Source organism: Tamlana flava (assembly GCF_041287255.1).
GTDB classification, from domain to species: Bacteria; Bacteroidota; Bacteroidia; order Flavobacteriales; family Flavobacteriaceae; genus Tamlana; species Tamlana flava.
In genome coordinates this window covers 287,803-311,976 of the sequence record NZ_JBGGTX010000003.1, presented here as the reverse complement: position 1 = coordinate 311,976, position 24,174 = coordinate 287,803, and the positions used below count along the sequence as shown (strand labels likewise).

Here is a 24,174-nt window from a genome sequence, read left to right as displayed (position 1 = left end):
ACCTAAAAACACATGATTAATAAAAAAAAAGTATTCTTAGTCTTGCTGGTACTGCCCTTTTTAGGGTTTTCACAAGGTATAGAGTTTGACCATATAAGTTTGGATGAAGCCTTGTCAAAGGCCAAAAACGAAAATAAACTGGTTTTTATCGATTTTTACACCGTTTGGTGTGGACCATGTAAAAAGATGGCCAAAACTGTTTTTCCGCTTCCAGAAGTAGGTGAGGTTTACAATAAAAGCTTTGTTAGTTTAAAATTAGATGCTGAAAAAGAGGGTGAAGCTGTTGCTAAACAATACAATGTAACGGGTTATCCAACTTTAATGTATTTAGATACAGATGGCAATGTACTTCTTAGGGATACGGCTTTTAATCCAACTGATGAGTTTATTGCATCTGCGCAAAAAGCTCTAGCGTCATTAAACAGTGCAAATAGTTTAGAAAATCTTCAGAAAGAATTTCCAAATAGACTAAAAGACGAACAATTTCTTAAGATGTACATAGAAGAAATGAAACTTTATGGCCAAACTTTAAGTGAAGGTATAGACGCTTGGTTAAGTGTGCAAACAGAAATGGACGAAGCCAGCCCGGAAATGATGAAGTATGTGATGGACAATGCAAGAAACTTTGTTGTTGGAGGAAAAGGAGACCGAATTTTAGATGAAAATATTGCAACATATCTTGAAAACGCTTCCCCATTCGAGGGTAAAATGTTGCCTAGATTAAAAATGCAAATCATTTACAACACTAAAAAAGTGGCCGAGAGGAATACTGACCCCCAGTTAATGAAAAGGTACATTGAAGCATACAAAAATAATACAGCGGTAAAGGTTAAAGAAGAAGAAATTGTAGAGGCGCAATTAATGTATTATAATATGATTAAAGACAATATTTCCTTTAAGGCACAAACTGAAAGTTATGTTGCCAGTTTAATTAGCGAAAACACAATTGCCAAGGTTTATGAAGCAGATGAGCAAACTTACCAGCTCTATAAAAAAGCCTACGATAAAGATCCTGCGCCAGAACGAGAACGAATGTTAATGGCATCAAAAGCCGGTTTGAAGGCCGATAAAATTCTTAAAGAGTTGAATGAAAAGGGCAAGGGATATTTGGAACGTATCACTTCGAAAAAGGAATTTAAAACCTTGAATGGTTGGATTGAATACGGTTATAATTTGAAGGCTGATAACTGTTTTATGAACGATCTTAAGGCCGAAGTATACTATAAACAAGGAAAGTCCAAAAAAGCAATAGCACTAAAGGAAAGAGCCGTTAAAAACTGGCCAAGGTCTGATAAGAAGTTTATAAACAAGGAGTACGAGATGGAACAAATGAAGAATGGAGAAGAAATTTAAAGTGTTAAAAATTAAAAATAAGTGCATGTTACAGAGAATAATAATCGGGTTTTGGTTTGCTATTTTACCTTTTTTTGGTGCATCCCAAGGCATCAATTTTGAAAGTGGTAGTTTTCAGCAAGCCTTCAATAAAGCAAAAAAAGAAAACAAAGTGCTGTTTGTAGATGGCTATGCAGATTGGTGCGGCCCATGTAAAAAAATGGCAAAAACGGTTTTCAAGGAAGAAGAGGTAGGTGCCTATTTTAATGAGCATTTTGTGTCTTATAAATTAGATATAGAAAAAGGTAAAGGTCCAGAGCTTAAAGAAAAGTATGGCATAACAGGACTTCCTGGGTATGTGTTTGTTGATGCGAATGATGAGGTGGTTTATAGGTTTTCCAGAGCAATGCCCGCCGAAGAGTTTTTAGAAGAAGGGGAAAAAGCCGTTACTTCGGCAAGCGACCCCAATAGTTTGGGGCGTTTGGCAGAGCTTTACACTAAAAACCAAGATGATGAAAGTCTGGTCTTAAAATATTTAAACAAGTTATACGAGGTTAAAACCGAAGAAAACTATACCGATGTGCTCGAGCATTATTTAAGCATTCAAAAATCTGTTCCAGATTCAAGTAAAGCTATGGTCATGTTGTTGGCCAATCATCACAACCAAATTATTTTTGGTGGCGAGGCAGAGCGCATCATCAATGAAAACATAAAAACCAAACCATGGAAAAAGTACGTCAGGAAAGATGTACGTGAAATCTACCAAAAAATTCCAAGAAAAATGGTTGAAACAACTACAACTTATGCCATTGAAAAAAGGGACTCTACGTTTATAGACCTAGCTATAAAAAATGCTGAAATCGGTGGTTTTAAGGTGAACGAATCCCAAATTAAAAGAACTTATACTTACTATTATTTAGAAACAGGACAGGGTGAGAAATATAAAGCCTTGGTACATGATGATATTGCAAAGTATGTTGAGGCTATTGATAAAGAATATCTTAGAAGTTTTTATTTGGACTGGTTGGAAAAAAGAGCGGACGGAGACCCAGAAGCGTTGAGATTAATAAGGCCAAACTCGGTGCGAAATAGTGAGGAAATATACAGTATGGTTAAAGATTATGTGACTTTCGTAAATTCTGAAGCGGAGAAAAAGGAAGTGTTGTCTTGGATGGAAGTGGCCTATTATATTCGTCCAAATTCAGCTGAAAACACAAGCAATTATGCCAATATTCTTTATTTGATTGGTGACAAAAACCAAGCTATTGAGCTTAAGGAAGAAGCCTATTATTTAGGCGAAAAGGAAGGCTTGAAAAGGCTTTCAACCATTAAAAGAGATTTAGACTTAATGAAAACTGGCGAAGATATTTTACTTTAAGGTAATTGTATCAAATGTATTTCAATAAAACTTTAAATTCATTTTATGAAAAATATAATTAAATCACTTTTTGTACTCGTGATACTAACCTCATTTTTGGCCCAAGGACAAAGGTTTAAAAACAACATTTTGCAGTATAAAGTGAAATTGTCGACTAAGGCAGAAAAATTAATAGATTCTGGTAACGTAGTGTCGGCAGATGAGATGGCAGCTACATTTAAAGATGATGGCTATGGTCCTTTAGACGTTAATTTCGCGAAAATTAAAAATAAAAAATTAACCCCTGCACAAATTTATGCTAGTGTTTCCGAAGGGACAGTGATAGTTTCCTCCGCTGGAAGATGTGGTGAAGTAAACGAACAGGGTGTAGAATGCAAAAGAATACATACTTATCCGGCATCAGGTTATATCATAGACTCGGAAGGAATAATCGTTACCAATTACCACGTTGCAAATGGCTACGTTACCAAGTATAATAAAACATCCAGAGATGTATTAGTTGTTATGCTTAAGGACGGGACTATCTTTCCAGTAAAGGAAATTCTAAGTGCTGATAAATCCAATGATTTGGCCATTTTAAAAATTGATCCAAAAGGAGTAAAGCTTCCTTCGCTACCTGTGGTTAAGAAGGATGCGGAGATTGGCGACCCAGTATTTATTGTAAGTCATCCCAAGCAATATTACTATACCTTTTCTTCTGGCATGGTTACCGATAAATTCAGTGAAATTAATGCTGGGAAATATAGAAATCTCATGGCTATTTCAGCCGATTTTGCAGCGGGATCAAGTGGCGCTGCTATTATTGACCAGTTTGGTAATGTCATGGGAACGGTTACTTACACTAAAACCTTACAACACTCCGATGATGATTCAAAAACCCAAATGGTATTGAAGGCTACAATTCCTGCTTCCAGTCTTTTAAAATTAATTAAGGAAGGCAATTAAAAAGTTGAAATTATTTGTAGAAAATAAAAGTAAACGGCTTAGCCAAAGAAATATGTTTCCAGACAATTGTGGCATATTTAGCATTTTGTCCCTCTTCTCTTGTGTTAAGGCGTCTTATAAATGTATGACAATGATTGTCTTTTCCATTAGTGATATATTTTAAAATTGAATTTTAACATTTTATTAATAGGGGTAAAGTTTAAATAGAACATCTAGATATGTAAAGACTATGCTTTTAGTTTTATTCATATTTGAATTAGTCACTCTATATATGAAGAGAAATCAAGAAGAGGGCTGGACAAAGCGGTCCTCTTTTATTAAAAGTATCTTAAATAAAATGATACCGACAGTTAAAAATTTATTTTTACCCATTAAACAATTAATTCAATGAAACGCATTCTTGTTTTTACATGTTCTTTTTTTGTCGCAATAGCCTTAAATGGTCAGGGGCAAAAGCTTAATTATGAAGATTTATTGCCCACAGACACAACCACAAAAAAGGGTGTATTGCCCAACGGAATGACCTATTATATTAAAAGTACCGATGTGGTTAAAGGGGCAGCAAGTTATTATATCATTCAAAATGTGGGCTCTATTTTAGAGAACGACGACCAACAGGGTTTAGCGCATTTTCTAGAGCATATGGCTTTTAACGGTACTGAAAGTTTCCCTGGAAAAGGTATTTTAAACACACTTCAAAAGCACGGGGCCGTATTTGGAAAGGACATTAATGCCTACACCAGTTTTGATGAAACGGTTTACAACCTTAACAATATTCCGACAAAAGATAATTTGATTGATACCTGTTTAACCGTTTTGCGCGATTGGTCCAATTATTTATTGCTGACAGATGAAGAAATTGATGCAGAGCGTGGTGTAATAAAGGAAGAATGGCGTTCAGGGCAAAACGGGCAAAAAAGGTTATGGAAAATCTCAATGCCTATTTCGTATAACCACTCTAAATATGCCAACAGAATGCCCATTGGGTTAATGTCTGTTGTTGAAGGCTTTGAATATAAGGCGCTCCGTGATTTTTATCACGATTGGTACCGAACCGATTTGCAGGCTATTGCTATAATTGGTGATATAGATGAGGAAGAAGTAGAACAAAAAATAAAAGATAAATTCTCAAATATTCCAGCCGTTGAAAACCCTAAGGAACGTTACATTGTAGACATACCCGAAAACACCAAAATGGGTTTCAGTTTGGGTACAGACCCCGAAGTGTCCTCAGCATCCATAAATTTTGGCATTCGCCACAAAAAATCTTTGGAAAATGAAACTGTAGCGGATTTAAAACGCAGTTTATTACAGTCTATGGCAACCAGCATGTTATCATCAAGGGTTTCAGAAATCGCCCTAAAACCAGATGCTGCTTTTTTGGCAGTTAGAATTGGGTACACAGGTTTGTCTAGGGCATCCAACTATTTGTATGTTTCGGTTTATCCAAAACCAAATCAGCAAAAGGAGGCCTTTAAAGAGGTGATGACCGAAGTGCAACGAGCCGTTAAGTTTGGTTTTATCCAGGCTGAACTCGATAGGGCCATTGCCAATTTGAAAACTTCATATGAAAACGAAATTGCCAAAAATGATGATAAAAATCACGGGCAAATAGAACGAGCGATTCAAAACAATTTCTTGGAAAATAGTACCATAACAGATATTGAAAAAGAATATGAGATTGCGAAAGAAATTTTCGCCAATATCACCCTCGAGGAATTGCACAGCACTTTATTGAAGCTTTACACAGAAAACAACAGATTTTTAAATGTTACAGGAGTTGAAGGTCAAGATAATTTAACCGAGGAACAAGCAAAGGAAATCATTCAAGCTATAGAGAACGATGAGGCCTTGCAACCTTATACAGAATCTTTGGCAGGTAAAACTTTAGTGTCAGATTTAAACATTGTACCAGGTTCAATCGTAAAATCAGTGGACGACAAGGTGGTTGGTTCAACCACATTTACACTGAGCAATGGTGTGAAAGTGCATTATAAATTTGTGGACAAAGAAAAGGATAAAGTGGCCATGCAGGCCATGAGTTACGGAGGTATATCACTTTTAAGTGATGATGATTTACCATCAGCTAATTTGGTTGGAAGTTTGGTGCAAATGTCCGGTTTAGGCGATTTTAGTGCAACGGATTTAAAAAAGGTTTTAGCAGGAAAAACTGCAAGCGTTCGAATAGGTTTGGATGACATTGAAGAGTCACTTTTTGGAGGTTCAAACACCAAAGATGTTGAAACTATGTTGCAAATGGCACATGTATATTTTGTAAAACCACGTTTTGATGCCGATGCTTACAAGGTTTTGGAAAGTAATATAGATAGTTATTTAATCAGAAGAAGTAAAAACATCAATGAGCAAATGCGCGATAGTTTGGTTGTTGCATTGTATGGTAAAAACAATCCAAAGGAACGTATTTTCAATCAGGATTATGCTGATGACATTTCATTTGAAAAAATAAAAACCATTTATAAAGACCGATTTACCGATGTTTCCGATTTTGAATTTTTCATTGTTGGTGATGTATCAGAAGAGCAATTAAAACCGCTGTTAGAGCAATATATAGCGAGTATTCCAACAAATGCAAAAAAGGAAAATTATAAAGACAATGGTGCTGAATGGGTTGCAAACAATATGGATAAAGATATTTATCTAACTATGGAGGATCCTAAAGCACGAGTGGATATTGCCTATAAAAAAGAGATGCCATTCTCTAGAAAAAATGTAATTTACACAGGTATTTTGGGAGATATTTTGCAGTTGCGCATTAATGAAACCGTGAGGGAATCTGAAGGGGGAGCCTATAGTCCTTACGCAGGGGCAAGTTTTAGCAGGGAGCCAAAATCGATGGCTTATGTGGCTTTTAGGTTTGATTGTAATCCGGATATGGCTGATAAATTAGCAGATATTGTAAACGGCGAATTGAAAAAAATAGCTGATGGCATAATCAATGAAGACGATTTAAATAAAACACGGACAAACTTTTTAAAGGAACGCGAACAAGCCGAAGATAAAAATGGGTTTGATATGCAATTGCTTATAAGGTATTTCAGGTTTGGTGAAAACATGAACGATCCCAAAAACTTTGAGAATATTGTAAACGAAATGACAAAAAAGGATATTCAAAATATAGCGAAGCAGGTTCTTAACGGAGGAAAGTCGTATGAAATAATCTTTAAGCCAAAACAAAAAGTTTAAAAAATAAATAACTTCAAAAAAATGCAAAAATTAGTTTTAGTTCTAGCCTTAATCACAACTTTTGTTGGGCAGGCACAAATATTGGAACCCGTAAAGTGGACTACGTCTGTAAATAAAATTTCAGATTCAGAGTACGAGCTTGTTGCAACAGCTACGATTGATGCTGGCTGGCACTTGTATTCACAAGACGTGCCTGAAGATGGGCCAATTCCAACAAGTTTTAGCTATCAAGGTAACACCAATTATCTAAAAAAGGGAAATACCTCAGAAGAAGAAGGACATACCATTGATGACCCTATTTTTGAAATGAAAATCAAGTATTTTGAAACTAAAGCCGATTTCAAACAACGCATAAAACTGAAATCAAAGGCGCCATTTGTCGTCAATGGATCAGTGGAATTTATGGTATGCGATAACAGTAGATGTTTACCGCCTACGGAAGTCGATTTGAAGTTCAACGTAAAATAAATAACAGCACGTAATGAAGAAGTTTCTTTTTGCACTCGCAGCATTCATATTTTCTGTAAACGTAATTGCGCAAGTATTTGAGCCCGTAAAATGGTCAACCGATATTGAAAAAATCTCAGATACAGAATACAACTTGATTTCTAAAGCCACAATTGATAAAGGATGGCATTTATATTCTCAAGATGTGCCAGAAGGTGGCCCAATCCCAACATCGTTTATTTATGATGACAGTGAAGGCACATTCAAAATCGTTGGCAATACAACGGAAGATGAGGGGCACACCGTCAACGACCCAGTATTTGAAATGGAGATTAAATTCTTTGAAGGAACTGCCGTTTTCAAACAAAAAATTAAAGTTAAGGAAGCCGTAGAAACTATAAACGGATTTGTAGAGTTTATGGTTTGTGATGATACAAAATGCTTGCCCCCAACGGAGGTTGATTTGGTTTTTAAAGTTTCAAGTAATTCAGGAGCGAATGTAACTGAAACAGTAATTAAGACAGAGGATTCTGGGAATTCCAAAGAACCAAAATCAAAAAGAGGTTTGTGGTCTATTTTTATTGTGGCTTTTTTATCAGGATTTGCGGCATTGTTAACGCCCTGTGTTTTTCCAATGATACCGATGACGGTTAGCTTTTTTACCAAACAAAGTAAAAATAAGGCTATAGGTATAAAAAATGCCATTATTTATGGGATTTGTATCATAGTTATTTATGTGCTTTTGGGTACGGCTGTTACAGCAATTTTTGGAGCAGATGCCCTTAACGCCATGGCGTCTAACCCTTGGTTTAATCTGGTGTTCTTCTTGTTGTTAGTTGTTTTTGCAGTGTCATTTTTAGGAGCTTTTGAAATAATGTTGCCAAATTCTTGGGCAAATAAAGTCGATCGTCAGGCCGATAGAGGTGGGTTGATTGGTATTTTCTTCATGGCATTGGCACTAGCCATTGTATCGTTTTCATGTACAGGGCCTATTGTTGGAACTTTATTGGTTGAAGCCGCTTCAAAAGGAGGGTTGGCACCCATCATCGGTATGTTTGGCTTTTCGTTAGCAATAGCGTTACCATTTGCTTTATTTGCTGCATTCCCTGGATGGTTAAATTCACTTCCCAAATCAGGTGGTTGGTTAAACACGGTTAAAGTTGTGCTCGGATTTTTGGAACTGGCACTGGCATTTAAATTTTTATCAAATGCCGATTATGTATTGCAATTACATTTGCTTGAAAGAGAGGTTTTCATTGCGATTTGGATTGCCATTTTTGGAGCGTTGGCGTTTTACCTTTTTGGTAAAATTCAATTGCCACATGATTCACCCTTGAGCCATATTTCGGTAGGAAGGTTGAGTTTAGGTTTGCTTACATTAGCCTTTACGATTTATATGATTCCAGGGCTTTGGGGTGCGCCACTCAACCTGATTAGTGCTTTTCCTCCTCCTCATGATTATAGTGAGTCACCATACGGGGTTGGGTCAATAAAGGCTGCGGGAGCATCTACTTCCGATGCCCACGAAGGTTTGCCAGAAGGAGCACATTTGATGGCGCCACATAACATAATGGCTTTCAGAGATTATGAAACAGGTTTGGCCTATGCTAAAAAAGTGGATAAACCGGTTATGATAGATTTTACAGGGTACACGTGTGTAAATTGTAGAAAAATGGAACAAAATGTTTGGGTGAAGCCAAAAATATTGGACGTTCTAAAGAACGATGTCGTATTGATATCTCTTTATGTTGATGACCCTAAAGCTTTACCAGAAGACGAAATAAGGGAATATACTCTAAAACCTGGAAAGTATTGGAAGGACTATGGAGATAAATGGGGGGATTTGCAAGCATCTCGTTATAATGCTAATTCCCAGCCTTTTTACGTTTTAATGGACCATAATGAGGAAAACTTGATAGATCCGGCAGCCTACACGCCTGATGTTGATGAATATTATGATTGGCTGAAGGAAGGTATTTCAAAATTTAAGTAAAACAAGGAACGATGAGCGTTACTGAAAATTCTTTGAAAAAGTCGAATCCTTGGGGAACAAAAACTTCCAACTTTGATCTGGAAGCCTATTTTGAACCTTTTCGAAAAAATGTTGTTGGGTTGGATTTGACTTTCGAATCGCCCTACGGAAAACAGAAAATCATATATGCTGATTGGACAGCAAGTGGCCGCTTATACCGTCCCATAGAAGAAAAGCTCTTAAATGAAATAGGTCCCTTTGTTGCGAATACACATACTGAAACGTCTATTACAGGCAGTGTGATGACACATGCTTACCATGATGCTAGGAACATCATCAAAAAGCATGTTAACGCTTCAAAGGATGATATATTGATTACCGTTGGAACGGGTATGACGGGAGCTATAAATAAATTTCAGCGTATTTTAGGCATTAAGCTTAATGAAAACCTTAAAGACCATACCGAAGTTCCTGTTGAAAAGCGACCGGTAATTTTTGTGTCCCACATGGAGCACCATTCAAACCAAACGTCATGGATTGAAACTATCGCCAAAGTTGTAGTCATTCCATCCAATAGTGAAGGTCTGCCCTGCTTGGATAGCCTAAGGAATTTGCTTGAGGAATATAACCATATACCTATAAAAATTGCCGCCATAACGGGCTGTTCCAATGTTACAGGAATTAGGACAAATTATCACGAGGTTGCCAAAATCATGCATCAAAACAACGGTTTGTGTTTTGTTGATTTTGCATGTTCAGCACCGTACGTGGAGATAAATATGCATCCAGAAAATGAAGAAGAATATTTGGATGCCATTACCTTTTCACCTCATAAATTTTTGGGTGGTCCGGGTACATCTGGCGTATTGATTTTTAATAAAAAATTATATAAAAACTTAGTGCCGGACAATCCGGGAGGTGGCACCGTAAATTATACCAATCCTTGGGGTGACCATGATTATATTGATGATATTGAAACTCGTGAAGACGGAGGAACGCCAGGCTTTTTACAAGCTATTAGAATAGCACTTTCCATTAAATTGAAAGAAGAAATGGGCGTGCAGAATATTTTGGATAGGGAACACGAATTGGTTTCTGTTATTTTTGATAGATTATCAAAAATAAATAACTTGAAGATTCTAGCTCCAGACCACAAAGACAGGTTAGGGGTCATTTCTTTTTACATTGATGAAGCGCACTACAACTTGGTGGTGAAGTTACTAAACGACAGGTTTGGCATACAAACCAGAGGTGGTTGTTCCTGCGCTGGTACCTATGGACATTATTTGTTGAATGTGGATCAAATAACCTCAAAATCCATAGAGAAAAAAATATTGGAAGGTTGCCTCATTGAGCGTCCGGGTTGGATACGCATGTCCATTCACCCCACGATGACCAATAGCGAAGTGCGATTTATTTGCGATGCCATTAATCAAGTGGCCGAAAACTTCAAAGAATGGGGAAACGATTATACTTATAATTCGGCCAAGAATGAGTTTGTGCACAACAGTAACAAATCCATTGAATCTGAAATTACCCAGAGTTGGTTCAATTCAGGCAATTCTTAAATAGTTGTTTTATGATAGACATGAAGAAACTGTTTTTTGTTTTCATCTTTAGTACGCTGTTTTCATGTAATCCCAAACCTAAAAATGATGCGTTATTCGCTGAAGGCGTTTCACAAGATTTGGCGGCTTTTAGAAAAAAGCAAGTTTCTGATGTTGTTTATCATTTATCATTCCACATTCCCTTAAAAAAAGAAGAATCCATTGCTTCAAAACTTGAGTTAAATGTGGATTTATCCAATAATGAGTATCCTTTAATTTTAGATTTTAACGAGGACAAATCGCATATAAAACATGTACAGGCCAATGGCGATAGCATTCCAATAAATCATCAAAAGGAGCATCTTATTGTTGATAAAAAGTATTTGAAAAAAGGAGAGAATACAGTTGACGTTTTATTTGATGCCGGGGAAAAATCGCTTAATAGAAACGAAGATTATTTGTATACTTTGTTGGTTCCCGATAGGGCAAGCACGCTGTTTCCATGTTTTGATCAGCCCGATATTAAGGCTAAGTATGTGTTGGATATTATAGCTCCAAAGTCTTGGAAGGTTTTAAGTGGTGCACCTTTAACGCAAAAGGAAGTGCTGGGTGATTTTACAAAGTATGTTTATGGCGTTTCAGACAAGATGAGTACCTACCTATTTTCATTTGTGGCGGGTGAATTTCAAGAAGTAGCCAAGAAGCCTGATAGCATGGAAATGAATTTATTATATAGGGAAAATGACCAAGCTAAAATTGATGCAAGCATTGATGGAATTTTTAAGTTGCATCAAGAGTCGGTCGATTTTTTAGAAGATTATACCCGATATAATTTTCCGTTCCAAAAGATGGATTTCGCCTCAATTCCGGGGTTTCAATATGGGGGAATGGAGCATGTGGGAGCAATTCAATACCGGGAATCTTCACTTTTTTTAGATGAAAGTGCCACGCAAGAAAGTCTTTTGAATAGGGCAAAATTGATAGCCCACGAAACCTCACATATGTGGTATGGAGATTTGGTGACCATGAAATGGTTTGATGATGTTTGGCTAAAAGAAGTGTTTGCCAACTTTATGGCCGATAAAATAGTAAATGGTTCTTTCCCAGAAATAAATCACGAATTACGTTTTTTAACATCGCATTACCCAAGTGCTTACAGTGAAGACCGAACTCGGGGAGCAACACCAATCCGTCAAAAACTGGATAATTTAAAAAATGCTGGAACACTTTACGGCAACATTATATACCATAAAGCACCCATTATGATGCGCCAACTGGAGTCTATTATGGGTGATGAGCCATTCAAAAAAGGTATGCGTAATTATATTAAAACTTATGCCAATGATAATGCCGATTGGAATGATTTGGTAGACTTGCTGAACAATGAAACGCCCATTGACTTAAAACAATGGAGTGAAGTTTGGGTAAACCAACCAGGGCGCCCTATAATTTCGGATAAAGTTGTTTACGAGAATGGAAAAATCGCAAATTTCGAAATCGCTCAAAAGTCTGAGGACGGAAGTGCTAAACTATGGGGACAGGCTTTCGGTTTAGGGTTTGTTTATCCAGATTCAGTGCATACCATTTCCGTTGAAATAAAAGATAAAAAAACAACTTTAAACAAGTTTGTTGGCATGCCCAAACCTGAGGCTATCGTTTATAATTATGATGGGTTAGGTTATGGCGTATTTCCTGTTGATCTTTCCAATTCAAGTATTTCTAACATTAAAGATGATGTGGCCCGTGGTTACGCATACATTAATTTATACGAAAATATGTTGAATGGAAATGTCGCTCCTATGGTGGCACTCAACGAATTCATCAAAGGATTTAAAGTTGAAGATGAAGAACTTATTGTTAATTTAATTTCTAGTAAAATAGGAAGCATTTTTTGGATGTATTTATGGGCTGAACAGCGCGAAAAAATGCAACAACCATTGGAACGTATTTTAAAGGAACGTTTACATGAAAATCTGAGCCCGAGCATTAAGAAAACGGTGTTTTATTTATACCAAAGCATAGCCTATTCTGAAATAGGAAAAGATTTTCTGTATAATATATGGAATAAAACCTCGACCATCGATAGTCTAAAACTAAACGAAAGCGATTATACGGGTTTGGCAGGTACTTTGGCTATTTATAATCACGAAAAAGCAGAGGAAATTTTAAGTAAGGCCAAGGAAGATATAACGAACGCCGACAGAAAAAAACGTTTTGAGTTTTTGCTTCCATCACTGTCAAACGATGAATTGGTTCGCGATGATTTTGTGAAATCACTTTCAAAACCAGAAAATAGGGAAAAGGAATCTTGGGTTTTATCTGCCTTAAGTAATATTAACCACCCATTACGGCAAGATTCAGCTAAAAAACATTTAAGGTTTTATTTGGATTTGGTTGAGGAAATACAACTAACGGGAGACATCTTTTTTCCGAAAGGTTGGCTAGATGTTACGGTTGGTTATTATACTTCCGGAGAGGCAAATCAAGTGCTCAAAGAATTTTTGAACGATAATCCAGATTTTAGCCCAGTGCTTAAAAATAAACTTTTGCAATCTACCGATGGTTTATATCGGGTTCAAGAATTATGGAAAATGTAGTTTTTTAGTTTACCGAACAACTTATTTTACTTTTTTCTGAAGTTTCGATGTATCCGTCATTTTATTGATAACAATTTTCGGGTTTTCGTACAGGTAAATACTGCTGGTTCCCGAAGCCTCAATAGTTATGTTTTCCATGACTTCTAAGTAGGCATCGCTACCAATATTGCAGGTAACATCACAAGAATTTATGGTGAAGTTCTTACCGTTAAACTGCGAACTGTTATCTAAATCTATTTTGGCCAAATTGCAAGAGCCCTCTATTATGGCATTTCCACGTTGATAGAACGTTGCCAAAAAGTTTGGGGTATTTATTAGGGCTTCCAATTTGCTAGTTCCACTCAAATGAATGCTGCAATTTTCACTCGTTACATTGAGTTTACACCTGGCTTTATCGTCTGCTTCAAAGTCAAAATGGGGTGTTTGTACCGTCAGGCCTATTTTTGAAGAACCTATTGCGTTTACCTTCAAGCTAGGTAAATCCATGGTCGCCAACGCCAGAATTTCAGCATCATCAGCGGTTTTAATATATTTTAATGTATTGTTATAAGCGACTTTAATGTTCAATGCTTTTTTTGAAGTTATTCGTGCTTTATTGTTAAAGGTAAGGACATTATCAATAACTTGAAATTCAATAAACTCATGTAAGTTTTCATCGGTCTCAATTTCAACAGTAGGATTATGGTTAAAAATAATTTCAATTTCAAAATCTTCATCAAGGGCAATGGTGTGAAATGTGCTAATATCAGCTATTTCGGTTGTAACATTTCTATTGCCTTTAACCTTTTCTTGCGCGGTAATGGAGTTGAATACCACTAATAGTAGTAAACTTACTAAATAATTTTTCATATTTTTATATTCAAGGGTCATAATAAATTTAGACCCATTCTGCATAAAAATAGTCACTTTACAACCAAAACACCAAATGATAAGTACTATTTTAGTTTCAAAAAAGTAAACAATTTCTTATATTCAATCACTTCATTCAAACATTATTTAATCTATGACAAAAATCATATTCTTTATTACGTTTGGTATCGAACTTTGTACCATAATTAATAAATGACTTTGAAATGAACCTTATTAAAAAAATAAACGAACCAATTTTAACCATACTTGCTTTTTTGGCTATATCGGTCAATTTAACCCAAGCACAGGAGTTTAAATTGAACAATCCAGAATCCTCCTTAAAGGTTTTGGGTACTTCAAGTTTGCACGATTGGCATGTTACGGCAGAACAGCAAAGTGGTAAAATTAACTTTTCAGATATTGAGGCGGGAAGAATTGAGAGCCTTTCAGTATCTATAGTTGCAGAGAGCTTGAAAAGTGGAAAATCCTCAATGGACAAAAACACTTATAAAGCTTTAAAAACTGATGACCACAAAAACATTTCGTTTCAACTAACCGAAGTAAAAGAGGTGGTTGCCAAAGGAAGTGGAACTTTTTCGGTAAAAACAATGGGAAACCTGACTATAGCAGGCACAAAAAAGAGCATTTCGCTAGATTTTGATATGAATGTTGTGGGATCAAAAATTAAAATTTCGGGAGACAAAAAAATTAAAATGACCGATTTTAATATAGACCCACCCAAGGCCCTATTCGGTACCATTACAACCGGAGACGATATAACAATTGAATTTTCAACAGTACTTAAATAAAAACCAAATTAACAAACAATTAAAATTAAAAATCATGAAAAAAATATTTAAACATGCAATTTTAGCAATAGCTTTATTTACTGGTCTGAGTTTTTATGCTCAGAACAGAGACTTGGATAATTTCAGGCAGCCTGACCAAAGAGGCATAAACGATTTTGAGGCTAAAAAAGATTCAGCTTCAACCTTTGAAAGTGTGAAACTTAGAATTGGAGGAGCATCAACACTTCAATTTCAAGGTTTAAGTCAAGATCACGATGGTACTCCAGATCTAATAGATTTAGGTAGCAACTTTAACTTGGCAACTGCTAATTTAGATTTAGATTTAGCCATAGCAAAAGGAGTTAGAATGCACTTACGTACCTACTTGTCATCACAACACCATACCGAAACTTATGTAAAAGGTGGTTATTTTCAAATTGATAATTTAGACTTTGTAAGTGAAGGCTTTTTAGGTAATTTTATGCAACATGCCAGAATTAAAATTGGGCATATGGAAAACAACTATGGTGATACGCACTTTAGAAGAAGTGATAATGCCATGACTTTGTATAACCCATTTGTCGGAAACTATTTAATGGATTCATTCACAACTGAAGTTGGTGCAGAGTTTTATTATTTCTGTGATGGTTGGCTTGGAATGGTTGGAATTACCAATGGTAAACTTAATCAAAACGTAACAGACAAAGATCAAACAAGTCCTTCATTCTTAGCAAAAGTTGGATATGATAGCCAAATCAATGACGACTTTAGATTCCGTTTAACAGGATCATTATTCCACAGTGCTCATAATAATGCCAGAGGCATCTATTTGTACAGTGGGGATAGAGCTGGGTCACGTTATTATTCAGTAATGACCGATGTTGATGGCAACGGTGATGGTTTTAGAGGAGGTAGAATTAATCCTGATTTAAAAAATGAAATGACAGCTATAATGATAAACCCATTCTTAAAATATCAAGGTTTAGAGTTCTTCGGTGTTTTTGAGTATGCAGAAGGTAAAAAAATAGCTGAAACCGATAATAGAAGCTGGACTCAAGTTGCTGGTGAATTATTATACAGATTTGGCAGCCAAGAAAACCTTTACATAGGCGCACGTTACAACAATGTTAGCGGAGAACTTCAAGGTGGTGACGACGTTAGCGTAAACAGATATCAATTTGGTGCTGGGTGGTTTATGACCAAAAATGTCTTAATGAAAGCTGAGTATGTAAAGCAAACTTATAAAGATTATCCAGCTGCTGATATTCATGCAGGTGGCAAATTTAAAGGTATAATGCTAGAAGCAGCGATTAGCTTTTAGTTAAACTAAATTTTGTAACAAGTCTCTTAGTGCACAAATAAGTCAAAAATTATTCCCTAAAATTGCACTTTGAGACTTGTTTTTTTAATTTTATAGTATAAAAACATTATAAATATTGGGTGATGAAACGGATTTTGTTTTTGGTCTTTATTATGGCGGCTCTGGCCTTTACGAGCAAAGATGCTTTTTTTATAAGCACAGAGGTAAATATTGAGCCAGAAAGTTCTTTATCTGTAAAAGGAACAACCAATGTTAATACCTTTAAATGTATTTATAATGTTACCAAATTTAAAAACCCGATTCCGGTAAACTATCATTTGGAAAACGGTAAAATGGTATTTAACAAAACTGTTTTGGTTTTAAACAACAACTGTTTTGATTGTGGCGGAAAGGCAATAAACAATGACTTTCAAGATATTTTAAAATCTCATCAATATCCTGAAATTAATTTGGTTTTAAAAGAGATTAAAAGCTTGGAGGAAAACACCAATGTTGAAGTTTTTGTAGATATTGAAATTGCTGGGGTAAAAAGACCATATGTTATCCCAGTGAATTTGGACGAAAAAGACAATATGTTCATAAATGGCCATGTTGATATTTGTTTGACCGATTTTCATATCACGGCGCCCAAGAAATTTTTCGGACTCATTTCGGTAGATAACGAAATTGGAATAGAGTTTAAATTGGTAGTGCAAGAAGAAGAGAGTTAGACACTTTGCTCACTAATAAAATAAAAGGCTCCAAACACAGATGTTTGGAGCTTTTTTTATGGTTGGTTTTGTGTTATTTTCTCTTTATGTGTCCGCCAGATACATCCTTGTTTTTGTCAACCGTGCTGGGGTTTCCGTAATATGAAATATCTCCGCCACTGCTTGTTTTTGCGGTTAATGAATTTTTAGTGTTTACCGTAATATCTGCGCCGCTTGTTGCTTTTACTGCACTGGAGTCCGCTATTAAATCGGCCGCTTTAATGTCACTTCCGCTCGTTGCTTCGGCAATAAGTTTTGAGGTTCTTCCAGATAAACGCATATCACTTCCGCTTGTTGATTCACAATTTAAGATAGAAGTGTTTACATCAAGGTTCATATCGCTTCCACTTGTTGATTTTAAATCTAGTTTTTCAGCGGTAATGGTGTTGGTTGCATAAACATCGCTTCCACTTGTTGATTCTATGCTAGAGATGTCCTTGAAGCTCACATTTACTTTTTTGGAGGTAGCTTTGCCAATTTGTTTTTTGCAATGGATTTTTAATACTCCATTTTCAATTTCAGTAAGAATAAGGTCTTGAAGGTTTTCATCGGCCTCAACCCTAATGGCTTCAATGTCACTTTGTGTTAGGTAAACATCCAGGCCTTCATTGGCTTTTATGGTTGAAAAGGGTTCATTAACAGGTCTTTCGGTTGTAACAACCTCTCCGTTTCCGCGCACACCTGAGCTGAGGTTGATATCGAAATTACATGAAAAAAGCGATAAGCTTAATATGGATGCTACGATGATTTTGATTAATGTTGTCATAACTGTTTGTTTTTTGATTTGATTTTTATATTGATTGATGGTGGGGTGTTATTCCGATTCTATTTTAACACCATCGGAATTGATGTTTACTTTTACTTCTTCAGATTCTGCCTTAAAACCTTCTTTGTCAATTTTAAGATGGGTATCATCTGCATGTACTTCAAGGCCGTTGTCGTCTAGTTTTAAACCAGGCGTATTTACTTTTATGCTAAATTCTTCCTCTGGGCAGTCCAAACATTCGCTGTCTTCATCAAGAATCTTAACATGGTGGTTTAGGTATTTTGACGAAACTAAATTACCATCATATTTTCTGTAATATAAGTAGCGTTTCGTGCTGTTATTCAGATATAATATGGTGTTTTCGGGTAGATATAAAATAACATTAACACTTTGGTCGCTAAATTTACTTTCAGGGTTTGTGGTTAAATATGAATCTAGTGATAATATGTTGTTTTGAAATGCATAGTTGTAATCTATGTTTTTTGCCCGCTCAATAGCCGTCTCGTAATCTCTGCCTTCTGCACTTTTTTCAATCACAATTTTTGCAACAGAATCGGTTGTAGATTTTACAAGCAAATCAATATCTTGAAAATAAATAACCTTATTTCCATTTTCGTCATGTGCTATTTTAAAGTCATGTCTTCTGTTTTGAAAGTCATAACTCAAATTCGAATTGCTAACCATTTTTACGGTTAGTGTATCGTTGGCCATAACCGGCAATTCTGCTTTTTCAATATGAACTTCGGTGAATGCATGCTCGCTGGCTTGGCGGATTCCAATCACAATCAGGGCAATTATCGACATAAACCATAATCCCAACAGAGTGAATTTGGCAATATTACCTATAGATTTTAGGTGGTTGATTAGAATTTTTAACCCTAAGTAAAACAGGAAAAAGAAGGGTATACCAACCGCAAAAAATGCTAATAAAGATATTAGCCAAAGTGGCGTACTACCGGAGTTTGCTATCTCAACAATGTCCAACCCTGGAATGTGTATAATGTCTGCTACTCCCAAGGAAAATAAGCCGATAATAAGAGCAATTAGCGTTGAAGCTCCAATGAAAATTAATAATACACCAACAAGTTTTGCAAATACATGAAGGAAGAACATTATAATGTCTGCAAGTGTGTCAAAAAATGTTCTAGACGATGATTTAATTGAATTGGCACTTTTTTTTACATCTACTTTTTTTGCCGCATTCGATACTGAATCTGAAACGTTTTTAGCAACATCGCTTACCGTTTCGGTTACCGAATCAAAACCGTCTTTAATTTTTTTTTCGATGTTGCTAATGTTAACAGGTTCTCCCGTCATCATCAGTTTTTCGGCAGTTGTTTTAGCTTCGGGAACCAAAATCCAAAGTAAAATATAAAGTAATACGCCTGTTCCGGCGCCAAATACCAATAAAATCCATGCTAAGCGAATCCAAATGGCATCAATGCCAAAGTAATGGGCCAAACCTGATGAAACGCCACCTATATAGGAGTTGTCGGTGTCTCTGTATAATTTTCTGGATGTGGAAGATTTTTTTGAGTATGAGGTGCTTGGTTCGTCCTCAAAAATTTCGTCATCAACCAAATAATCTTCAGGTTGCCCCATTATGGAAATGATTTCGTCTACTTCCTTCAGGCGAATAACTTGTTTGTTGTTCTGAACGCGTTCGTTAAAAAGCTCGGCAATACGTGCTTCAATATCTGCTATAATTTCAGAACGACCTTGAGAGTCTGTAAATGAACGTTTTATAGCCTCAAGATAGCGTTGTAATTTTTGGTATGCGTCTTCATCAATATGAAAAAATATACCGGCTAAATTTATGTTGACTGTTTTATTCATTTTTTTGTTGTTTTTTGGCTTGTTACAATGTTTACTGCGTTACGTAATTCGTTCCAAGTAGTATCTAATTCGTTTAAAAATAATTTGCCTGTTTCGGTCAATCCGTAATACTTTCTTGGAGGTCCAGAGGTACTTTCTTCCCATCTGTAGTTCAATAGTCCAGCGTTTTTTAGCCGCGTAAGTAACGGGTAAATGGTGCCTTCAACCACGAGCAATTTTGCGTCTTTTAGCGTATCTAAGATTTCTGCAACATACGCGTCGTTATCTTTCAATACCGAGAGTATGCAGAATTCTAAAACGCCTTTTCGCATTTGTGCCTTTGTGTTTTCTATCTTCATAGTATCATGCGTTTAATATGGTGAAACTGTTCATTTTTTGATTGATTTGATGATTATTTTGATGAAATTTTAATTCTAATTATGTTCTGGGCGTTGCGCCTCCTTGGGTCGTCGCCGGGCTTTCCGTTACAAGTCCTCGGTCGTGCCTTCATGTGGGCTTTCCACTACAATCCCTAACGCGGTGCGCAACTTCATTCATGTCATTTTAAAAAATTAATGGTTAGTGGATATTTATAAACTTGGCCTTCTCGGGCTTTTAAGCTTGCAATAACAATAAGTACTAATTCTACGATAAAGGCAATTATGGCAAGTGCCCCCAAAAAGCCGCCCAAATAAAGGAGTGGAGATGGCTTGCTCATATTAATGTGAAAATCATGAAAGCCATGAAAATCTACAAAATCAAGACCATTTAAAACTTTAAAAATGAAAAATGGAATGGTGAGTGTGCCTAAAATAACAGCGTATAAAAAAATACTCAGTTGAAAGTTTATGGCCTGCTTACCATTTGCATCAATAAATTCGGATTTGTCTTTGTTGGCAATCCATAAAACGATTGGGCCAATAAAGTTTCCAAACGGGATAAAAAACCTTGTAAAGGTGGACAAATGAATGAACGTTGCAATGTTTTTTTGATGATTATCTAACATGATTTCTTGATTGATTTAGAACATATAATAGTTTCTTATGCAAATATATGTCTAAAATAAGGTACTTTGTTACGCATAGTACTAAAAATTAACATATTTTTAACATATTTTGATGATGTATAATTTCATAACTTAGAGAAAAATTTAAAGCTTCAAAATGAAACTAACACCCAGAAAATTAAATGCTTTTACCATGTTTAAGTTGCCTTCTGCTTACTTATGTGGGGTTCGTACCAAATATATTGATGACAGTAAATGTGTCGTTACCGTAAAACACAGATGGATAAATCAAAACCCATTTAAATCCATGTTTTGGGCGGTGCAGGGTATGGCTGCAGAGTTTTCAACCGGTGCTTTGGTTACGGCTAAAATCCAAGAATCTGGAAGAAAGATTTCCATGCTCGTTACTTCCAATAGTTCTATTTTTACCAAAAAGGCTACAGGAAGAATCACTTTTACGTGTAATGAAGGTCATCTAATTGATAAAGCCCTAAGAAAAACAATCGAAACAGGTGAGGGGCAAACAGTATTGATGACTTCGGTTGGCGTGAATGAAGAAGGTCTCGAAGTTTCCACTTTTAAGTTTGAATGGAGCATTAAGGTTAAAAGTTAAATTGTTTGTTGTTAAGGTGTACAGTTGTATGGAGACTTAACATCAAACATCTAAACAACTAGCAAAGAACTGTAACAAAACCCAAAACAAACCAACAAATAAAAGAATCAACAAAAAACATTAAAATGACAGCACACGAAATTGACTATAGAATCTACGGGGAAGAAATGCAATATGTAGAAATAGAACTCGACCCGCAAGAAGGGGTTGTTGCCGAGGCAGGCAGTTTTATGATGATGGACGACGGCATAAAAATGGAGACTATTTTTGGTGATGGTTCGCAAAAAGATACAGGTTTTTTAGGGAAAATATTGGGAGCAGGAAAACGAATCCTAACCGGTGAAAGTTTATTTATGACAGCTTTTTACAACAACGTGGTTGGGAAACGCAATGTGTCTTTTGCATCGCCATATCCCGGAAAAATCATTCCAATAGATTTAACCCGTTTTGGAGGTAAGTTCATTTGCCAAAAAGATGCTTTTCTCTGTGCGGCTTAAGGCGTGAGTATTGGTATTGAGTTTTCCAAAAAATTAGGCCGAGGGCTTTTCGGTGGAGAAGGGTTCATTATGCAAAAATTGGAAGGTGATGGCATGGCCTTTGTTCATGCTGGCGGTACCATGGCCATGAAAGAACTTAAAGCTGGCGAAATACTTAGGGTAGATACTGGTTGTATTGTAGGTTTTGACCATTCCGTTGATTATGATATCGAATTTATAGGCGGTATAAGAAACACCATTTTTGGCGGCGAGGGATTGTTCTTTGCTAAACTGCAAGGTCCTGGTACGGTGTATATCCAATCTTTACCATTTAGTAGATTGGCAGGTCGTGTTTTGGCATCTGCACCAAGAGGTGGAGGTAAAGATAAAGGAGAGGGCAGTATTCTCGGGGGCTTAGGCGATTTGCTTGATGGGGATAACAGATTTTAAATGTTAATTAACGAAAAAATAAGACTGTTTATCCAATTTTTTAGTAAATTGCCACGTTATTAAAACAAAAGCCTATTAATAAAGATCTACAATTATTCAAACCTTAAACCTTAACAAAGATATGGCGAGAGCAATGCTTGAGTACACCAAAACGGTACTTAATAAAGTTAGTTTTGATGTAACTTTGTTTTGCAGAGAAGTACAAAAGGCGCTAAACCGTTTATTGCCTTATGAGATTGAAGAGCTTAAAATTTTTATTCATTCTCTGATTCAGCAAAACCCAGAATTAAATCAGTGTTTAATTTATTTAAAACCATAAAAAAAGGCGACCGATTATCGGTCGCCTTTTTTATGCCCTTTTAGGTAAAGGACTGATGATTTTTACATCCTGAAATTTAATGGCTCCTCGGATGATTCCTGAAATGACATCCTGTAAGGCCTCAATAATCTGCATTTTCAGTTCACTCTTGTGATAAATGATGCTAACTTCTCTTGCTGGTGAAGGTTCACTAAAATAATGTAGGTTTTCTTTTTCTTTGTCGTGAATATCCAATGTATGCAAATAGGGTAAAAGGGTCATTCCCAAACCTTCATTCGATAATTTCACTAGGGTTTCAATACTTCCGCTTTCCAATTGAAATTTATCTTCAGAATGGTCTTTAAAAACCTTACATAAGTTAATTACACCATCTCTAAAGCAATGCCCGTCTTCAAGAAGAAGCATATCATCGATCTCTAGATCTGAAACCTCTATTTTCTTATTGGTATGCAACCTATGCCCTTTCGGAATATAGCTAACGAACGGTTCGTAATACAGTACACGTTCCTTGATGTTTTCGTCTTCTAAAGGCGTTGCTGCTATCGCTGCATCTAAATGCCCCTCGTTAATTCTCGCAATGATTTCATCGGTGGTCAGCTCTTCTATTTTAAGCTTTACTTTTGGATGCTTCCTTATAAAATTCTTAAGGAACATGGGCAACAGAGTTGGCATAACCGTTGGAATGATGCCCAGTCTAAATTCACCGCCAATAAAGCCTTTCTGCTGGTCAACAATATCTTGTATTCTATAGGATTCGTTAACAATGTTTCTGGCCTGGGTTACAATTTTTCGGCCAACATCTGTCAATTCAATGGGCTTTTTGCTTCGGTCGAATATTTGAATGTCCAGTTCGTCCTCAAGCTTCTGTATTTGCATGCTCAACGTGGGCTGCGTCACAAAACATTTTTCGGCTGCTTTAGTAAAATTTTGGTTTTCGGCAACTGCCAAAACATAATATAATTGAGTAATGGTCATGAGTATAAATTGAGGCTATAAAAATATAAAAACTATCAATAAAACTTATGGAAATAAGCGTTAATTATAAATTAAATTTGTGGTAAATAAGAAAGATTATGGAAATGACATTAAATAGTATTGGATTAGATACAGAAAAAACAAAAGTTTTAGCCAAAGATTTGAATCATTTATTGGCAAATTTTCAAATATATTATCAGAATTTAAGAGGTATTCACTGGAATATTAAAGGGAAGCGCTTCTTTGATTTACATGTGAAGTTTGAAGAATTATACACGGATGCCAACATTAAGGTAGATGAAATTGCCGAACGAATTTTAACATTAGGCGAAACGCCTCTTCATACATTTGAAGATTACTCTTCTAGAGCTCAGGTGCCTGTTGGAAAAAACATTTCTCAGGATGAAAGAGCTGTGAAATTAATTGTGGATTCCTTGACTGAGTTGTTGAAAATTGAACGCATTATTTTAGAAAAATCTGATGATGCTAATGATGAAGGAACAAACTCTATGATGAGTGATTTTATTACTGAACAAGAAAAAACGGTTTGGATGATGAAAGCTTGGCTAGGCGAGGCCATTTAAAATTAAGATAGATTAATAGCAAGAAGAGCATCTTTTAGGAT

The 24,174-nt window shown here is 36.0% G+C and carries 20 protein-coding genes and 1 pseudogene; 15 read left to right on the top strand and 6 right to left on the bottom strand.

Going from position 1 to position 24,174, the window contains the following annotated elements:
• The first annotated feature begins 12 nt into the window (after positions 1 to 12).
• The 8 genes from ACB104_RS10490 (at position 13) to ACB104_RS10455 (ending at position 13,422) form a co-directional block, all read left to right on the top strand.
• Positions 13 to 1,353, top strand: a complete 1,341-nt coding sequence (locus ACB104_RS10490) for a thioredoxin family protein (RefSeq protein WP_370478529.1) — start codon at positions 13 to 15, stop codon at positions 1,351 to 1,353.
• Between the two features lie 25 nt (positions 1,354 to 1,378).
• The gene (locus tag ACB104_RS10485) at positions 1,379 to 2,710 is read left to right on the top strand and encodes a thioredoxin family protein (protein ID WP_370478528.1); all 1,332 of its coding nucleotides are present in this window, start codon (positions 1,379 to 1,381) and stop codon (positions 2,708 to 2,710) included.
• A 45-nt stretch (positions 2,711 to 2,755) separates the two neighbouring features.
• Positions 2,756 to 3,655: a S1 family peptidase gene (locus tag ACB104_RS10480; RefSeq protein ID WP_370478526.1), complete on the top strand. Its 900-nt coding sequence runs from the start codon at positions 2,756 to 2,758 to the stop codon at positions 3,653 to 3,655.
• Between the two features lie 387 nt (positions 3,656 to 4,042).
• The gene (locus tag ACB104_RS10475) at positions 4,043 to 6,859 is read left to right on the top strand and encodes a M16 family metallopeptidase (RefSeq protein WP_370478524.1); all 2,817 of its coding nucleotides are present in this window, start codon (positions 4,043 to 4,045) and stop codon (positions 6,857 to 6,859) included.
• A gap of 21 nt (positions 6,860 to 6,880) precedes the next feature.
• Positions 6,881 to 7,327: a protein-disulfide reductase DsbD domain-containing protein gene (locus ACB104_RS10470; RefSeq protein ID WP_370478522.1), complete on the top strand. Its 447-nt coding sequence runs from the start codon at positions 6,881 to 6,883 to the stop codon at positions 7,325 to 7,327.
• Positions 7,328 to 7,340: 13 nt separating this feature from the next.
• On the top strand, positions 7,341 to 9,299 hold the full coding sequence (locus tag ACB104_RS10465) for a protein-disulfide reductase DsbD family protein (RefSeq protein ID WP_370478520.1): 1,959 nt from the start codon (positions 7,341 to 7,343) through the stop codon (positions 9,297 to 9,299).
• 11 nt (positions 9,300 to 9,310) lie between these two features.
• Positions 9,311 to 10,846: an aminotransferase class V-fold PLP-dependent enzyme gene (locus tag ACB104_RS10460; protein ID WP_370478518.1), complete on the top strand. Its 1,536-nt coding sequence runs from the start codon at positions 9,311 to 9,313 to the stop codon at positions 10,844 to 10,846.
• Positions 10,847 to 10,857: 11 nt separating this feature from the next.
• Positions 10,858 to 13,422 carry a M1 family metallopeptidase gene (locus ACB104_RS10455; protein WP_370478516.1) on the top strand — a complete coding sequence of 855 codons (2,565 nt, stop codon included), beginning with the start codon at positions 10,858 to 10,860 and terminating at the stop codon, positions 13,420 to 13,422.
• A 21-nt stretch (positions 13,423 to 13,443) separates the two neighbouring features.
• On the opposite strand, the gene ACB104_RS10450 is transcribed toward ACB104_RS10455, so the two are convergent.
• Positions 13,444 to 14,271: a GIN domain-containing protein gene (locus tag ACB104_RS10450; protein ID WP_370478515.1), complete on the bottom strand. Its 828-nt coding sequence runs from the start codon at positions 14,269 to 14,271 to the stop codon at positions 13,444 to 13,446.
• Between the two features lie 224 nt (positions 14,272 to 14,495).
• Between ACB104_RS10450 and ACB104_RS10445 the strand changes: the two genes are divergently transcribed.
• The 3 genes from ACB104_RS10445 to ACB104_RS10435 all read left to right on the top strand — a co-directional run bounded on the left by ACB104_RS10445 (position 14,496) and on the right by ACB104_RS10435 (position 17,090).
• Positions 14,496 to 15,080 (top strand): YceI family protein, encoded by a 585-nt coding sequence (locus ACB104_RS10445; protein ID WP_370478513.1) that lies wholly within the window; start codon positions 14,496 to 14,498, stop codon positions 15,078 to 15,080.
• 34 nt (positions 15,081 to 15,114) lie between these two features.
• Positions 15,115 to 16,380, top strand: coding sequence for a hypothetical protein (locus ACB104_RS10440; RefSeq protein WP_370478512.1), 1,266 nt, complete (start codon positions 15,115 to 15,117; stop codon positions 16,378 to 16,380).
• A gap of 122 nt (positions 16,381 to 16,502) precedes the next feature.
• Complete coding sequence (locus ACB104_RS10435; RefSeq protein WP_370478510.1) at positions 16,503 to 17,090, top strand: YceI family protein; 588 nt, start codon at positions 16,503 to 16,505, stop codon at positions 17,088 to 17,090.
• 73 nt (positions 17,091 to 17,163) lie between these two features.
• Here ACB104_RS10435 and ACB104_RS10430 read toward each other — a convergent pair whose 3' ends face one another.
• From ACB104_RS10430 to ACB104_RS10415, 4 genes are all read right to left on the bottom strand, one after another.
• Positions 17,164 to 17,895 (bottom strand): head GIN domain-containing protein, encoded by a 732-nt coding sequence (locus ACB104_RS10430; RefSeq protein WP_370478508.1) that lies wholly within the window; start codon positions 17,893 to 17,895, stop codon positions 17,164 to 17,166.
• A 48-nt stretch (positions 17,896 to 17,943) separates the two neighbouring features.
• Entirely contained in the window at positions 17,944 to 19,731 is a 1,788-nt protein-coding gene (locus ACB104_RS10425; RefSeq protein WP_370478506.1) for a PspC domain-containing protein, read from the bottom strand.
• Positions 19,728 to 20,069, bottom strand: coding sequence for a PadR family transcriptional regulator (locus ACB104_RS10420; protein ID WP_370478504.1), 342 nt, complete (start codon positions 20,067 to 20,069; stop codon positions 19,728 to 19,730). The genes ACB104_RS10425 and ACB104_RS10420 overlap by 4 nt, the downstream gene beginning before the upstream one ends.
• Positions 20,070 to 20,269: 200 nt before the next feature.
• Positions 20,270 to 20,716: a DUF4870 domain-containing protein gene (locus ACB104_RS10415; protein WP_370478502.1), complete on the bottom strand. Its 447-nt coding sequence runs from the start codon at positions 20,714 to 20,716 to the stop codon at positions 20,270 to 20,272.
• A gap of 157 nt (positions 20,717 to 20,873) precedes the next feature.
• Here ACB104_RS10415 and ACB104_RS10410 point away from each other — a divergent pair, with 157 nt between their 5' ends.
• The 3 genes and pseudogenes from ACB104_RS10410 (at position 20,874) to ACB104_RS10400 (ending at position 22,574) form a co-directional block, all read left to right on the top strand.
• Positions 20,874 to 21,329 carry a DUF4442 domain-containing protein gene (locus ACB104_RS10410; RefSeq protein WP_370478500.1) on the top strand — a complete coding sequence of 152 codons (456 nt, stop codon included), beginning with the start codon at positions 20,874 to 20,876 and terminating at the stop codon, positions 21,327 to 21,329.
• 125 nt (positions 21,330 to 21,454) lie between these two features.
• Positions 21,455 to 22,255, top strand: a pseudogene (locus ACB104_RS10405) (TIGR00266 family protein).
• 121 nt (positions 22,256 to 22,376) lie between these two features.
• Positions 22,377 to 22,574 carry a hypothetical protein gene (locus tag ACB104_RS10400; protein ID WP_370478498.1) on the top strand — a complete coding sequence of 66 codons (198 nt, stop codon included), beginning with the start codon at positions 22,377 to 22,379 and terminating at the stop codon, positions 22,572 to 22,574.
• Positions 22,575 to 22,604: 30 nt separating this feature from the next.
• Here ACB104_RS10400 and ACB104_RS10395 read toward each other — a convergent pair whose 3' ends face one another.
• Complete coding sequence (locus ACB104_RS10395; RefSeq protein ID WP_370478497.1) at positions 22,605 to 23,549, bottom strand: hydrogen peroxide-inducible genes activator; 945 nt, start codon at positions 23,547 to 23,549, stop codon at positions 22,605 to 22,607.
• Positions 23,550 to 23,653: 104 nt separating this feature from the next.
• Between ACB104_RS10395 and ACB104_RS10390 the strand changes: the two genes are divergently transcribed.
• Positions 23,654 to 24,133 (top strand): Dps family protein, encoded by a 480-nt coding sequence (locus ACB104_RS10390; RefSeq protein ID WP_370479091.1) that lies wholly within the window; start codon positions 23,654 to 23,656, stop codon positions 24,131 to 24,133.
• The last annotated feature ends 41 nt before the right edge of the window (positions 24,134 to 24,174 follow it).

Excerpts from the sequence above, each read along its gene's own strand:
- ACB104_RS10490 (WP_370478529.1), top strand. The coding sequence starts at position 13 with ATGATTAATAAAAAAAAAGTATTCTTAGTCTTGCTGGTACTGCCCTTT.
- ACB104_RS10485 (WP_370478528.1), top strand. The coding sequence starts at position 1,379 with ATGTTACAGAGAATAATAATCGGGTTTTGGTTTGCTATTTTACCTTTT.
- ACB104_RS10480 (WP_370478526.1), top strand. The coding sequence starts at position 2,756 with ATGAAAAATATAATTAAATCACTTTTTGTACTCGTGATACTAACCTCA.
- ACB104_RS10475 (WP_370478524.1), top strand. The coding sequence starts at position 4,043 with ATGAAACGCATTCTTGTTTTTACATGTTCTTTTTTTGTCGCAATAGCC.
- ACB104_RS10470 (WP_370478522.1), top strand. The coding sequence starts at position 6,881 with ATGCAAAAATTAGTTTTAGTTCTAGCCTTAATCACAACTTTTGTTGGG.
- ACB104_RS10465 (WP_370478520.1), top strand. The coding sequence starts at position 7,341 with ATGAAGAAGTTTCTTTTTGCACTCGCAGCATTCATATTTTCTGTAAAC.
- ACB104_RS10460 (WP_370478518.1), top strand. The coding sequence starts at position 9,311 with ATGAGCGTTACTGAAAATTCTTTGAAAAAGTCGAATCCTTGGGGAACA.
- ACB104_RS10455 (WP_370478516.1), top strand. The coding sequence starts at position 10,858 with ATGATAGACATGAAGAAACTGTTTTTTGTTTTCATCTTTAGTACGCTG.
- ACB104_RS10450 (WP_370478515.1), bottom strand. The coding sequence starts at position 14,271 with ATGAAAAATTATTTAGTAAGTTTACTACTATTAGTGGTATTCAACTCC.
- ACB104_RS10445 (WP_370478513.1), top strand. The coding sequence starts at position 14,496 with ATGAACCTTATTAAAAAAATAAACGAACCAATTTTAACCATACTTGCT.
- ACB104_RS10440 (WP_370478512.1), top strand. The coding sequence starts at position 15,115 with ATGAAAAAAATATTTAAACATGCAATTTTAGCAATAGCTTTATTTACT.
- ACB104_RS10435 (WP_370478510.1), top strand. The coding sequence starts at position 16,503 with ATGAAACGGATTTTGTTTTTGGTCTTTATTATGGCGGCTCTGGCCTTT.
- ACB104_RS10430 (WP_370478508.1), bottom strand. The coding sequence starts at position 17,895 with ATGACAACATTAATCAAAATCATCGTAGCATCCATATTAAGCTTATCG.
- ACB104_RS10425 (WP_370478506.1), bottom strand. The coding sequence starts at position 19,731 with ATGAATAAAACAGTCAACATAAATTTAGCCGGTATATTTTTTCATATT.
- ACB104_RS10420 (WP_370478504.1), bottom strand. The coding sequence starts at position 20,069 with ATGAAGATAGAAAACACAAAGGCACAAATGCGAAAAGGCGTTTTAGAA.
- ACB104_RS10415 (WP_370478502.1), bottom strand. The coding sequence starts at position 20,716 with ATGTTAGATAATCATCAAAAAAACATTGCAACGTTCATTCATTTGTCC.
- ACB104_RS10410 (WP_370478500.1), top strand. The coding sequence starts at position 20,874 with ATGAAACTAACACCCAGAAAATTAAATGCTTTTACCATGTTTAAGTTG.
- ACB104_RS10400 (WP_370478498.1), top strand. The coding sequence starts at position 22,377 with ATGGCGAGAGCAATGCTTGAGTACACCAAAACGGTACTTAATAAAGTT.
- ACB104_RS10395 (WP_370478497.1), bottom strand. The coding sequence starts at position 23,549 with ATGACCATTACTCAATTATATTATGTTTTGGCAGTTGCCGAAAACCAA.
- ACB104_RS10390 (WP_370479091.1), top strand. The coding sequence starts at position 23,654 with ATGACATTAAATAGTATTGGATTAGATACAGAAAAAACAAAAGTTTTA.